This is a genomic window from Mycobacterium colombiense, from assembly GCF_001953985.1.
GTDB classification, from domain to species: domain Bacteria; phylum Actinomycetota; class Actinomycetes; order Mycobacteriales; family Mycobacteriaceae; genus Mycobacterium; species Mycobacterium colombiense_B.
In genome coordinates, this window is sequence record NZ_MBEI01000022.1 from 72375 (window position 1) to 85607 (window position 13233).

The 13233-nt window shown below is 66.4% G+C and carries 12 protein-coding genes, 1 tRNA gene and 1 pseudogene; 4 read left to right on the top strand and 10 right to left on the bottom strand.

Annotation, left to right across the window (positions count from 1 at the left end):
- Positions 1–27: 27 nt before the first annotated feature.
- On the top strand, positions 28–1629 hold the full coding sequence (locus A5732_RS04460; RefSeq protein WP_076100963.1) for an AAA family ATPase: 1602 nt from the start codon (positions 28–30) through the stop codon (positions 1627–1629).
- Between the two features lie 51 nt (positions 1630–1680).
- Here A5732_RS04460 and A5732_RS04465 read toward each other — a convergent pair whose 3' ends face one another.
- Positions 1681–2592, bottom strand: a complete 912-nt coding sequence (locus A5732_RS04465) for a TPM domain-containing protein (RefSeq protein ID WP_076100965.1) — start codon at positions 2590–2592, stop codon at positions 1681–1683.
- Positions 2593–2810: 218 nt separating this feature from the next.
- Here A5732_RS04465 and A5732_RS04470 point away from each other — a divergent pair, with 218 nt between their 5' ends.
- Entirely contained in the window at positions 2811–4217 is a 1407-nt protein-coding gene (locus A5732_RS04470; RefSeq protein ID WP_076100967.1) for an aldehyde dehydrogenase family protein, read from the top strand.
- A gap of 89 nt (positions 4218–4306) precedes the next feature.
- Positions 4307–4377: transfer RNA gene (locus A5732_RS04475), tRNA-Cys, on the top strand.
- Between the two features lie 55 nt (positions 4378–4432).
- On the opposite strand, the gene A5732_RS04480 is transcribed toward A5732_RS04475, so the two are convergent.
- From A5732_RS04480 to A5732_RS27255, 9 genes and pseudogenes are all read right to left on the bottom strand, one after another.
- Positions 4433–5230: a maleylpyruvate isomerase N-terminal domain-containing protein gene (locus A5732_RS04480; RefSeq protein WP_170880068.1), complete on the bottom strand. Its 798-nt coding sequence runs from the start codon at positions 5228–5230 to the stop codon at positions 4433–4435.
- Positions 5231–5431: 201 nt separating this feature from the next.
- Positions 5432–5818 (bottom strand): YchJ family protein, encoded by a 387-nt coding sequence (locus A5732_RS04485; protein WP_076100970.1) that lies wholly within the window; start codon positions 5816–5818, stop codon positions 5432–5434.
- 20 nt (positions 5819–5838) lie between these two features.
- Positions 5839–6488, bottom strand: a pseudogene (locus A5732_RS04490) (hypothetical protein).
- Positions 6485–7336: a hypothetical protein gene (locus A5732_RS04495; protein WP_364298299.1), complete on the bottom strand. Its 852-nt coding sequence runs from the start codon at positions 7334–7336 to the stop codon at positions 6485–6487. The pseudogene A5732_RS04490 and the gene A5732_RS04495 overlap by 4 nt, the downstream one beginning before the upstream one ends.
- Positions 7337–7374: 38 nt before the next feature.
- On the bottom strand, positions 7375–8352 hold the full coding sequence (locus A5732_RS04500) for a hypothetical protein (protein WP_076100974.1): 978 nt from the start codon (positions 8350–8352) through the stop codon (positions 7375–7377).
- The gene (locus tag A5732_RS04505) at positions 8343–8816 is read right to left on the bottom strand and encodes a hypothetical protein (RefSeq protein WP_076100976.1); all 474 of its coding nucleotides are present in this window, start codon (positions 8814–8816) and stop codon (positions 8343–8345) included. The genes A5732_RS04500 and A5732_RS04505 overlap by 10 nt, the downstream gene beginning before the upstream one ends.
- Positions 8806–9672, bottom strand: coding sequence for a DUF58 domain-containing protein (locus tag A5732_RS04510; RefSeq protein WP_076100978.1), 867 nt, complete (start codon positions 9670–9672; stop codon positions 8806–8808). The genes A5732_RS04505 and A5732_RS04510 overlap by 11 nt, the downstream gene beginning before the upstream one ends.
- Positions 9673–9680: 8 nt before the next feature.
- Positions 9681–10682 (bottom strand): AAA family ATPase, encoded by a 1002-nt coding sequence (locus A5732_RS04515; protein WP_076054049.1) that lies wholly within the window; start codon positions 10680–10682, stop codon positions 9681–9683.
- A 102-nt stretch (positions 10683–10784) separates the two neighbouring features.
- The gene (locus A5732_RS27255; RefSeq protein WP_076100981.1) at positions 10785–12050 is read right to left on the bottom strand and encodes a hypothetical protein; all 1266 of its coding nucleotides are present in this window, start codon (positions 12048–12050) and stop codon (positions 10785–10787) included.
- A gap of 487 nt (positions 12051–12537) precedes the next feature.
- Between A5732_RS27255 and A5732_RS04525 the strand changes: the two genes are divergently transcribed.
- The gene (locus A5732_RS04525) at positions 12538–13215 is read left to right on the top strand and encodes a TylF/MycF/NovP-related O-methyltransferase (RefSeq protein WP_171974955.1); all 678 of its coding nucleotides are present in this window, start codon (positions 12538–12540) and stop codon (positions 13213–13215) included.
- The last annotated feature ends 18 nt before the right edge of the window (positions 13216–13233 follow it).

Consider the following 13233-nt stretch of genomic DNA (forward strand, 5'->3'; position numbering starts at 1 on the left):
AACCGCCTGCAATCGTTCGGCGAGACCATGACGCACGCCTTCGACCCAGCCGGACCCGACGGCCACCCACGGATCGTCGCCGATTTGCTGCGACCCGATGCCTACGACCCGCCGGCCGACGACGTACGCCTCCACGAGACGCACAGCTCCTGGGTCTTTCTCGCCGGCGCCTATGCCTACAAGCTCAAGAAGCCGGTGAACCTGGGTTTCCTCGACTTCACCACCATCGAGCGGCGTCGCGCGGACTGCGCAGAGGAGCTACGACTCAACCGGCGGTTCAGTCCACAGATGTATCTGGGAGTCGTCGAAGTCACCGAGCAGGATGGCCGCTACAGGATAGGCGGCGAACGAGGGTCGGGCGAGCCGGCCGTGTGGATGAGGCGGCTGCCTGAAGAGGGCATGCTGCCCGCCAAGCTCGCGCGCGGCGACGTCGACATGCGTCTCGCGCGACGAATCGGACGTACGCTGGCCAAGCTGCACAGCCGGGCCGAAACCGGTCCCGACATCGATGCGTACGGGCGACCTTCCAGTGTGATCGCGAACTGGCGGGAGAACTTCGACCAGATGGGTCCATTCGTCGGTCGAACCATTTCGAGCGACGTCAACGAGGACATCCGAACCTACGTCGACCATTTCGTGCAGGAACAGGCTTGGTTGCTTGAGCGGCGCGTGGCCGAGGGCCACGTGCGGGACGGCCACGGTGACCTGCACGCCGCCAGCATCTGCGTCGTCGACGGCGAGATCCTGCTGTTCGACAGCCTGCAGTTCGCCCCGCGCTATCGGTGCGCCGACCTGGCGTCGGAAGTAGCTTTTCTGGCAATGGATTTCGAGTACCACGGTCGCGCGGACCTGGCCTGGGGATTCGTCGATTCATACGTACGCGTCAGCGGCGACGACGGACTGGTCAGCCTGCTCGACTTCTATATCTGCTACCGGGCCTACGTGCGCGGCAAGGTCCGCAGCCTGCGCCTAGCACAGGCCGAACAGGCATCCGGTGGTGAAGCGCGTCAGCTCATCGCCGAATCGCGGGCCTATTTCGATTTGGCGTGGGCACACGCGGGTGGCCTACCCCACCGACCGATGGTGGTCACCATGGGCCTTCCGGCAAGCGGCAAGACCACCCTGGCGCGCGCGCTCGCCGGCCGATCGGGCCTGGTGCACCTGTCGTCAGACGTGGCGCGCAAGAGAATGGCGGGCATTGAACCCACCCGGCGCGGTAACGACGAATTTGGTTCGGGGCTCTACGATCCGGCCAGGACGCGTAGCACATATGCCGCGCTGCGTCGCGACGCGGCGCGCTGGTTACGCCGCGGTCGCGGCGTGGTCGTCGATGCGACATTCGGCAATCCGCGCGAGCGGTCCCAGATCCAGCAACTGGCGCACCGCCTCGGAGCGGACCTCCACGTCGTGCTGTGCGAGGCGGACGACGCCACCCTGATCGCACGACTCGAGCGGCGCGCCACCGAGCAAGGTGTTGTCTCGGATGCGCGGATCGAGCTGTGGCCCGAGTTGCGGGCCGCGTTCACGCCTCCCGATGAGCAGCCGTCCCTTCTGCGGGTCGACGCGACGCGAGATATGGAGGAGACCGTCGAGCAGACGCTGACGCTGCTGCGTGCCGCCTACCGTTAACGGCGGTGGTACGTCACCAAAATGGTTTGCGCGCCTTGTCGTTTGGTCGATCTAGCGGGTAGACGCGCTGCCTCGTCGCCGCGGTGTGCGGTGCGCTTCCAGAACGTCGCCGTTGGCCAGGCTTTGGGCCTGAGCGGCGAGCGTCGATGCCCTGTTGGCATACGCAATGGCGTCGCTGTCGTTGCTTGTTTCCACGCCGCGCGCGGCCGCCAGGTGCCGTTTCGCGTCGTCGAGCCGCGCCTGGGCCTCGGAGCCGATGTTGGAGCGATACCTGGCGACATAGTCGGAGATTTGACGCACTCTGGCATCCGCGACGGACAACGCCTGCTGCACCGGATGATCGCCCCCGCCGATGTCCAGCTGTCCACCGCTGCGGGCGGCGCGCCGACGGCGGCGTGCGCGCAGCAGCACAAGCAAAGCGATCAAAAGCACGACCACGATGACGCCGATCGCGATCAGCGGCCAGATCGACTTCGCCGAACTCGCCGGCTTCGCCGAGCTTGTCGATTTGTCCAACCCGTCGGCCGCGGCGACCGCGGCGCCGCTCCAGTCTTTAGCGCCCAGTACCGGTTCAATCTGGGTAGTACGCAGTTTGTTCGTCTCGGCGGCTGTAAGGATCTGCGGCGGCACGCTGAACGTGTACGACTTGGTGTTGGTGGCCACGGCCAGCAGCGCGTCGTGATCGCCCATCCCGCTGGCACTGCGGGTTCGGTCGGCCCAGTTGTCGGGTTTGAACCTGGAGAAGTTGTCGACGTAGACCACCCACAGTTGAAGATGGCGATCCCGGTTAAGCCGGTCGATGGCAGCGCTGACCGCTGCGCGGTCGGAAGCGCTCAACACCCCGGTGCTGTCAGTGATGTGATCGGTGAGCTTGGACGGCGGTTGCGCCCCGGCCGGAGATGCCCACAGCAGACCCGCCGTGAGAATTGCCAGGACTACGCCGAACAGGCGAAAAACCCGCATACGGGTAATCTAGCCGCCTATTCGTGGCCGCGCGGGCTGGCTTCAAAGCCGCGGCCAACAAATCGCCGGTCCGCTGTCATCACCGCTATGACCAGCGCAATCCGTCCGCGTCTGACGCCCCGCGTGAGCTCCGCGCTTACTAGACACCCTATGGTTAAGCGCGTAACCTCTGTCGCGCGACGACAGCATTTCCCGCGAGTGAAGGGCCACGAGGAACATTGAGTAACACCATTGCGGTCTACAACCCGTCCAACGAGGAGCAGATCGCGGAGGTCCCCGATTCGGACCAGGCGGCCGTCGACGCGGCGGTGGCCCGGGCACGCGAGACCTTCGAGTCGGGCGTGTGGCGCAAGGCGCCCGCATCGCACCGCGCCAACGTGCTCTTCCGCGCCGCGCGCATCATCGAGGAACGCAAAGACGAGCTGGCTGCGCTCGAGGCACAAGACAATGGCATGAACCTGACGGCCGCGGGCCACATCATCCCGGTGTCGGTGGACATGCTGAAGTACTACGCCGGCTGGGTCGGCAAGATCCACGGCGAGTCGGCCAATCTTGTGTCCGACGGCCTGCTCGGCACCTGGGAGACCTACCACACCTTCACCCAGCTCGAGCCGGTCGGCGTCGTCGGCCTCATCATCCCTTGGAACGGGCCATTTTTCGTCGCAATGCTCAAGGTCGCGCCGGCCCTGGCGGCCGGTTGCAGCGCCGTTTTGAAACCGGCCGAGGAGACGCCACTTACCGCGCTGAAGCTGGAGGAGATCTTCCGCGAGGCGGGTCTGCCCGACGGCGTGCTGAACGTCATCACCGGCTACGGCGAGACGACGGGTGCCGCGCTGACCGCGCATCCGGATGTCGACAAGATTTCTTTCACCGGGTCGACGGAGGTCGGGCGGCTGATCGTGAAGGCGGCCGCGGGCAACCTCAAGCGGCTGACGCTGGAGCTCGGCGGTAAGTCGCCGCTGATCATGTTCGACGACGCGAACCTCGACAAGGCCATCATGGGGGCCGGTATGGGTCTGCTCGCCGGCTCCGGCCAGAACTGCTCGTGTACCTCGCGCATGTACGTCCAGCGCGGCATCTACGACCAGGTGGTCGAGGGCCTCGCGGGGTTCGCGCAGATGCTGCCGATGGGGGGCAGCGACGACCCAGATTCGGTGCTGGGCCCGCTGATCAGCGAGAAGCAGCGCCAGCGCGTGGAAGGCATCGTGAACGATGGCGTGGCCGGCGGCGCGCAGGTGATCACCGGCGGCAAGCCGATGGACCGCAAGGGCTATTTCTACGAGGCGACGATCGTCACCAACACCACGCCGGACATGCGGCTCATCAAAGAGGAGATCTTCGGCCCGGTCGGATGTGTGATCCCCTTCGACGACGAGGACCAGGTGATCGCCGCGGCGAACGACACACACTACGGGTTGGCCGGCTCGATATGGACCGAGAACCTCAGCCGCGCCCATCGCATGGTGAATGAGCTTCGCGCGGGCCAGATTTGGGTGAACTCCTCACTGGCGGCCGACCCGTCGATGCCGATCAGCGGGCACAAGCAGTCGGGGTGGGGCGGCGAGCGGGGCCGCAAGGGCATCGAGGCGTACTTCAACACCAAGGCCGTCTACATCGGCCTGTGATCGAGTCGGCCCGCAGCCGCTCAACGAAATGATCGGACCGAGTAAAAGACTGGGCTTCAACTGCATTCGCTGGCATGGTTGCGAGTTATGCGGGTGTGGCTGAGTGGTTAGGCAGCGGCCTGCAAAGCCGTACACACGGGTTCAAATCCCGTCACTCGCTCTAAGGCAGACCACGTGGGGCGCCGCGTGAAACCAGGCAGGGCGTGCGCGCGGAGTTACCTGGCCGCACGCTTAGGCCACGGAACGGCGTCGGGCCACAGCACGGTCTCGATTACGCGTTGGGTCGCGTCGTCGGCAATGACGCGCTCCGGGCGGCTCGACGACCGTCGCCCCCAAATGGTCAGCAGGCGCGCCGCTGCATCAACTTCTATTACCGCGTCTCCATCGGCAGGTCGTTCAGCCAGTTCGAAGCGCGCGTTTCCGTCCTCGTCGGACACGAGTATCACGTCGGGCTGATTCGGGGAACGCAGCACGATGCTGAGTGGATGCCGACTGGCTTGCTCCATTCGCTTGCCGGAAGATTCCAGCAGCACCGGCATTCCATTTAGAACCGTTATCGCGTGCGCAGTGAGTTCGGGCTGGCTGAGCAGCGAAGCGGAAACGGCATCCTCGCCTGCTATGTCCCAGCGGTGGATGGCGGCCTCGCTGCGTGAGTGCAAGGCGATTTGGGCGGCTGTGAGCGTGGCGCCGGTGAATTCAAATGTGGCGTCTTCACCGAGCGCGGCCAGCGCAGCTACCGCCTCGGTCTTGCGTTGGGTCTGCCGGTACCAGGCCGCGCGTAGTTGGTCGTCGGGCAGTGCCCGAAACGATGCCTCGCGACTGGCGAAGTCGCGAGTGGGCCGCGACGGCGACCCCGCGAGCTTTTCTTCGATCAGATCGGCGATCTCTTTGGAACCGGCGGCAAAATGGGCAACGATGTCGTGAGTGGTCCAACCTGCGCAGGCGGTAGGTGCGGCAGGAGATGCATCTTCGACCGTTGCCATCAATGCCATACCTTCGTTTTGCTCTGCCATAGATTTCATCAGCTCCTCTGTATGCCGGGTATTTCCAGCGAATACCTACTCGGGCGGTGATCGCTGGCAGGTTTCCGACCTCTTAGTCGTCCCTGCCGCATAAGGGAGCGTCGCCGATCTATGCGGCTACCGGTTTTGGCTATTTTGTTGCGCTCGCGGTAACGAATTTCTCTCCGGTCGGCCGCTTGACGTAGGGGTTCGCTACAGATCTTCGGTGACGGCGTCGAGGTAGAACCATCGGCCGGCGCGGCGTTCGAAGCGGCTGCGCTCATGCAGGCTGCCGGCGCGGCCCGCGGACTCGTAGCGGGCCGTGAATTCCACTTCCCCGGAATCATCGCCCGGCCCACCCGCCAGGGTGTCGATCACCTGCAAGCCGGTCCAGGTGATGCCCGGGTCGACGGTCACGTCGGCCGGGCGGGTGCGCGGGTGCCACGTGCGGAACAGGTAGTCGACGTCCCCGTAGGCGAATGCCGAGTACCGCGACCGCATCAATTCCTCGGCCGTCCAGGCCTGTGACTGGCCCTCGTGGAGCGGCCCGCAACAGGCGCGATAGCTGTTATCGCTGCCGCAGGGGCATGGTTCGTTCATAGCAAGAGCCTGACAGAGCGTTACGAGGATGCGGCGTCCTGCAGCACCTGCTGCAGTTTGTCGAGCGGATCGCCTCCTGCGGGGTCAAGCCGGCGTGGCGGTGGCGGCGGTGGCGCGCCGGGGGCGGGGCGTTGAGCGCAGTCCTCTTGGCCGCCAATCGGTTTGCGGCGTCGTCCCGGATCGCGTGCCGTTGTGGGTCCGGGTCGGTGTTGCCAGCGAAGCATGCATGCGGCGAAGCGTCGACTACGGCCAGCGCGCTCGCGTAGCGCTCGTCGGCGCGGGCTCGGTCTCCTGCCGCCGTGGCCCGATCGCCCTGGGTTTCGCGGACGAGTTCGAGGTTGACGCGCACCGGGCAGGAGCCCACTATGTCGGTTCGGGCCAGCGCGTCGGCGAAATGCGCGTCGGCGTCCTCGAGCCGGCCGTCGAGCACGGCGGCCGCGCCCGCGGCGAACGGCGCCCTCGCCGGTTCCACCACGTTGACGACGCCGAGGATCGCCGCGTCGGCCGCCACCGCGTCTCCGTCGCGGCTCGCAAAGGCCTCGACCGCCGAATTGCCAGCCAGCACAACCGAAAACAACTTGATTGCGACCAGCAACGCGACCGTGACGACCGGCGCCGAGTAGATGAGGAGCCGCCGTCGCAGCCGCAATCGAGCCGGTCTGCGCGTCATGACGCCAGGTCCCGTCGGGCAATGCGGCCACGCCGGAACTCTCGGACCGACAGGTAGATCTCGGCGAGCAGCAGCCCCGCCGCGACCAGCGCAGGCAGCCAGTACAGCTCGGTCCGGTCGGCGGCATCCCCTCCGCGGCCCGGCGTGTCGGGCAGTCCAATCTGGAAGGGTTGACCAAGCCCACGGTGTACGTATGGGACGCCGAGTTGTGCTGCAATCCTGTGCAATTCGGCTTCATCGATCGCGTCGCCGCTGCCGTAACCGAGCACCGCTCCCCCGGCCACCGAACCTCCCATGAGGTTGAAGTCGCCCTGGGGCGCGCGCGAACCCGGCGCACCGGAGCCGAAGTAGAGCACCACGTTCCGCGAACCGGGATATTGCTGCGTTGCCTGGATCAGCTGGTATCGCAGCACGTTGTCCGCCGCGCTCGCGTTCGCGTCGGAATCCGCGTTCTGGGAGCCGAGCGCCGCGACGGTTGGGCGCAGGCTCCAGACGTCCTCGGACAGCGGCCAATCCAGGGAGGCTTTCGAAGCGAAGCCGATGAGCGCGTATCGAGCCGCTGGGTACTGCTTCATCAATGCCGCGATGTCATCGCGCAGGCCCGCGATCTGTTGCCCATCTGCCGAGCGGTCGACGACGAGGAACACGTTGAGATTGGCGCCGGCGGCAGTTGCGCCGTGTCCGCTTTCGTGGTCAAGAAACGCCGGGCGGCTGGTCGCCGCGATGAGCAGCAGCACCGCCAATGTCACGCCACTCCAGCGCATTACCGCGCGACTCCGCCGCTGTCCCGCCGAAACCAGCACCTGGCGCAGCGCCACCACACGCGCCAGCAACAGCGCGCCGGCCACGACCGCAAGGATCGGCCAGGGCAGTACGGGTTGAAACGTCATCGGCGCAACACCAAGAGGGCGACCGACAGCACGGCCGCCGACAACAAGGCGATCACCAGCGGTACCACCGGCGCGTCGCGGAAGTCCGCGATCACAACGGTGCCATCGGCACGGCGCGCCGGCGGGGCGTGCGCGCGAACCTCGTTGAGCGCCGCGGTCATCGATTTGGCTCCGAGGGCGACGTACCGTCCACCGGTCTGGTTGGCGAGCGTGCCCAGCGCAGCGCTCGTGGGTGAGGCGGCAGTGTCGATCACGTTGATTTGGGCTCCGACCCGCTCGACCAAGGCCCGGACGCTGCCATCGGTGAACAATGCGGGACGCTGCTCCCCCGCGGCACGAAGATCCGACGGCCCGAGATAGATCACCGAGCGCCGGTGCGTGGCGCGCTGCTCTGCGGCAGGAAAGCCCGAGAGGCACAACGCAAGCACGTCATTCACGCTTACGGCGTAATCGGAGTACGGCACCGCAGGGGCGAACGACGCCGAAGGCGTCTCGTGGGCGCCGGTATAGTCGCCGAACCGGCCGGCGGCGTACTGATGGTCGCGCGTCAGCGGCACCAGGCGGCGGTTGGCCGATGTCAGGCCGATGCGTTGGGCCTGAGGAGAATTCGTGGTCTGACGCGCGAAGTAGTCGAGCAGTTCCGCCGTCGACGCATCGGCCACCGGTTGCCCGACGCACAACATGATGTCCTCGGGGTGGGCGGCATCGAAATCGTTGGTCGCCACGCTCGGACGGGCCCCCGCCCACGTCGCGGCAGCGAACATGACCGTCAGGACCACCAACGTCACAATCGTCGACAGCGACCGCAGCCGCGCTACTTTCGCGTACTCGGGCAACCGGGTCAGTCGCGCGACATTGGCCAGCGGGCGCAGCTGCCGGCGGGTGGCGGTCATCGACAGCAACGCCGCCAGAACGACGACCGCGACGAAACAGGCCAATCCGATGAGCGCGACCGGCCACCACCTCAGGCCCACGAGCGGATCAACTCCTGCGCCTGGGTACTCACGTCGTCGACATCGACGTGCGTCTCCGCGTTGAACTGCCCGTCACCGAGCTGGGTGAGCAGCGGCGCGGCCGCGGCCAGGTCCACGTCGGCCATGGCGGCGATCTGCAGATACTGTGCGCGCGTGCCGGTCGCTTGATGCAGAAAGCTGCGCAGCGTCCGGCTGATCGCCGCGCACGCCGCCGGCGCCGGCATCCGCCCGGCATCGTGCTCGTCGGCGATACCCTGCACGCAACGAGCAAATCGCTCGCGGATCAGCCAGGCATGCACTCGCCGCGCACCAGGGATGCGCCGCAACCGGTCCGACCGCAGCGTCCACACGAAAACACCCGCATACCAACCGGAGACGACAACAACCAGTAACACGGCCAGCCACAGCCACCACGACGAGTACGGCTGCGGCCCGAACACATGGCGCAGCAGGTCATCCGGCACGGGCGGCCACCTCGGTCAGGAGAACGAGCTCGCGCCGAATGTCCTTGCTGCCGGCGATAATCGCGTACGGAATGGCATGGGCGGTCAGGAACGCATCGAGGCGGTTGCGCCGCGTCTGCTCGGCGCGCCGGTACGCGGTGACGACGCGGGGGCCGAGGTCGGCCCCGTTCAGGACGAAGCGGCCGGTGGCGACGTCGTATCCGTCGGTGTTGTCGGGACCCACCGCGGGCATGTCCGACACCATGGCCCACATGATGTCGTGGCGCCCGGTCAGTCTGGTGAGCACTTCGCTGAGCCGGTCGTCGACCTCCGGTTCGTCGGAGACGACGATGATCAGCATGGTGTGCCGGTAATGCGTTGCTACATAGTCCAGTTGGGCCGTGACGTCGGTACGACCGGGGCCGCTGCCGGTGTGTTGATACCAGCGGTGCAGCAGTCCCTCGATGTGCGACTCGCCACGTCGCTGCGGGATGTTCACGCTGCCGCGGCGGTCGCCGTAGACCATGCCGATCTGATCGGACCGCCGCAAGCCGATCAACCCCACCGCACCCATGATGTGCGCGGCGACGTCGCGTTTGCACTCCCCGCTCGGGGCGAGCGCCGACATGTTGCGACCGGCGTCGGCGACGAGCAGGATCTTGTGGTGCTTTTCGGACACGAACCGTTTGATGAGCACGCCCCCCGAGCGTGCGGACGCCTTCCAGTCAATGTCCCGGACGTCGTCGCCGGGAACGTAGGGGCGTAGGTCGTCGAATTCCATGCTGCGCGTATGCAACAGGGCGTAGCGGCCGCCTTCGAGCAGACCGCGGGTGTCAGTGCCGAAGTGCGCCTTGGCCCGGTTGAGGTGCTTACCCACGATTGGCCTCAGGGCACGCGAACGGCACGCAGCGCGGCGTCGATCACGACCTCGGGAGTGATGTCGGCGCTGGCCGCTTCGAAACCGAGGATGAGCCGGTGCCGCAGCACCCGGTGCGCGAGATTCGCGATGTCCTCGGGAAGCACGTGCGCGCGTCCGGCCAACACCGCCTGCGCTCGGGCCGCCTTGCAGAACGCGATCGTGGCACGCGGGCTGGCACCGTACTCGACCAGGCGCGCGATCTGCTTGGGCAGCGCCCGCGCGGGGTGACGGGTCACGTCGACCAGTTGGCTGGCGTAAAGCATCAGCGCACGGTCCATGTGGACGTGACGCACCACCTCCTGCAGGCGCAACACGTCATCGAGGCCGACCACCGGCGCCGTCGGCTGTCCCCTGTCGTAGATGCCGGCGTCGATCCGCGACATGACTTCGACCTCCTCCTGCGGGGAGGGGTAGCGCACGATCTCCTTGAGCAGGAAACGGTCGGTCTGCGCCTCGGACAGCGGATAGGTGCCTTCCTGGTCGACGGGGTTCTGGGTGGCTATCACGAGAAACGGATCCGCAAGGGGGTGGACCTGCCCGGCGATCGTGGTCTGGCGTTCCTCCATCGCCTCGAGCATCGCGCTCTGCGTCTTGGCACTGGACCGGTTGATCTCGTCGAGCAGCACGACGTTGGCGTGCACCGGACCCAGTTGGGTGACGAAGGAGTTGCTCGCCGAGTCGTAAATCTGGGTGCCGATGATGTCGCTGGGCAGCAGGTCGGGTGTGCACTGAATGCGTTGAAAGCGGCCATGAATCGACTCGGCGAGCACCTTGGCGGCGGTGGTCTTGGCCAGGCCCGGCACGCTTTCGAGCAGGACGTGGCCGCCCGCGAGCAGACCGATGAGCAGCGACTCCCGAAGCTCACGCTGCCCGACGATTTTGGTGGCGAACGCCTGGGAGATGGCGTCGACGATCTGTTGGACGCCGTCGAGTTCGCGCTGATCCGGTTGTATACGTGCTGTAGACATACGCCCGCTGGGATACCCAGGCGTCGATTTTCCACACTTCCGGCCACACGACGCTGCCCGCGTCTGCTCAGCGTGTTCGCGAGCGCCGCACCACCGCTACGGCTACGGCTGGTTGCCTTGCGGGGGCCGCTTGTTTTTGGCTTCGGCCTCGAGCCGCAACCGGATTGCCTTCGCCCGCGCCTCGGCGGCCCGAGCTTGGGCTTCGGCGGCTTCTGCTCCCGCCCAAACCTCGGCGGCCCGGGCGCGAGTTTCGTCGGCTTCCGCGCGCGCCCGCGACTCGGCGGCCAGCGCCTCGGCTTCGGCGGCTTCGGCGCGCGCCCGCTCCCGCGCCCGCGCCTCGGCGGCCAGGGCCTGGGTCTCGGCGGCTTCCGCGCGCGCCCGCGACTCGGCCGCCAGCGCTTCTGCTTCGGCGGCCTTTGCCCGCTTGCGAGCTTCGGCCGCAAGGGCCTCGATTTCGGCGGCTTCTGCCCGCTTCCTCGCTGCGGCGGCCTGCGCTTGCGCTTCGGCGGCTTCCGCCTGCTTCCGCGCCTCGATGGCCAACGCCTCGGCTTCGGCAGCTTTTGCGCGTGCCCGTTCCCGTTCCCGCGCCTCGGCGATCAGGGCTTCAGTTTCGGTCGCTTCTGCCTGCGCACGCGCTTCGGCAGCCAAAGCTTCGGGTTCGGCGGCTTTGGCCCGCCTCCGGGCTTCGGCGGCCAGGGCGTGGGCTTCGGCGGCTTTGGCCTGCTTCCGGGCTTCGGCGGCCAGGGCGTGGGCTTCGGCGGCCTCTGCCCGCTTGTGCGCCTCGGCGGCCAACGCTTCGGCGGCTGCGGCTTCCGCGCGCGCTCGCTCTCGCACCCGCGCCTCCGCGGCCAGCGCTTCCGCCACGGCGACCTCTGCCTGCGCCTGAGCCTCGGCGGCCACCGCTTCGGGCTCGGCGGCCAGCGCTTCGGCCGCGGCGGCTTCCTCCTGCGCCCGCGCCTCGGCGGCCACCGCTTCGGCTTCTGCGGCCAGCGCTTCCGCTTCCGCGGCAAGGGCTTCGGCCGCGGCCGCGTCGGCCCGCGCCCGCGCCGCGGCGGCCACCGCTTCGGCTTCTGCGGCCAGCGCCTGGGCGGCGGCGGCTTCTGCCTCCGCCCCCACGTGAGCTTCGACCTTGGGTCGCGGCGGCTTCTGCTTGGACGGCGGCCGGGGCTGATTGACGAGCGGCTGACGGTTCCGCATCGGGGCGCCGGCCGCGGCCCGAGCCTTTTGCTCAGCCTCTCGGTATGGGCCCGCGAGGAAATCGGTCAATACCAAGGCCACGCCGACCAGCAGTACCAGCGGCAGGGCCAACGATGGGCGGGTGACCATTCCCCAGATACCGGCGACTGTCAGCGGCGCCGCGAGCAACACGGCAGCCCCCGGATACCGACCGCCTAGGTCGAGGATTGTCGCGGGCACCGCAGACGCGCGAGCGGCCAACGGGAGCCGATCCGGTCGACTGACGACGACTCTCTGAGACCGCACGATCCCGCTCCTTTATGGAGATGCTGGCTCATAAGAGTACTGCGCTATCGGCCGTTCCGGTGTATCAAATTTTCGTGTCGAAGTAGCGATGTCGCCGCAGTACCGTAGCCAGACCGGACGGCTTGGGAGGTGCCGGTAGTTTCGCGGCGATGGCGAGCGTAGGTGCGGCCGTCGAACGCTGGGATCTGGACGATCTAGCACCGGTGCCGATGGGATTCCACAATCCCTCGTGAATCGGGTGGCAAGCCTCTACGCTGCCGATAATCATGCTGCGTCTTCCGGCGAGGAGGTTGAGCGCATGGAGCCGTCGACGGCGTCAGATTATCCGTGTAGCAACGGATTCAATTGGGCCCAATTAGTGAAAATGCCGATCGTGAGCGACGAATGGCATCATGGGCATCAAATCCTCAATTTCTACCCGATGGACAAGGACTATCGAGAATCGCCGGCAGCGAGGACGATGGTGGCCGAGCACTTCGGCAATGCCAAGGCCCTGGACACTGACGCGGAATTGCTCAAATTCGGCTCCGACCACGTTACGTTGGCGGGCGCGTTTTTGGAGATGGGCGTATGCACCGGCAGAACCATCAACTTCGTTGCCGCGCTCAATCCCCGGCAACGCATCTGGGGATTCGATTCCTTCGACGGCCTTCCTGAACGCTGGGCCCGCGCCGACATCACCGTTCCCCAAGGTACTTTTCGGGCGAACGTCGAGGGGTGGATGCCCCCGGTGCTCCATAACGTAACTTTGGTAAAAGGCATGTTCCACGAAACCCTTCCGGAGTTCAAAAACCGAGTGCTGAAATCCACTCCCATCGCTTTCCTGCATGTCGATTGCGATATTTACACGTCGACGAAAGAGATTTTCCATCAGCTGGCCGACAATATTATGTCAGGTACAGTAATCGTATTTGATGAGTTTTATAACTACCCGGGCTCCGAGGAACAGGAGTTCAGGGCATTCCAGGAATTCCTGGACCAAACCGGAAGGAAACCGGTCTACCTGGCCTACAACCAGTACTTCGAACAAGCGGTCGTCCGGATTGCCTGACAAGATTTGCGATGGCGC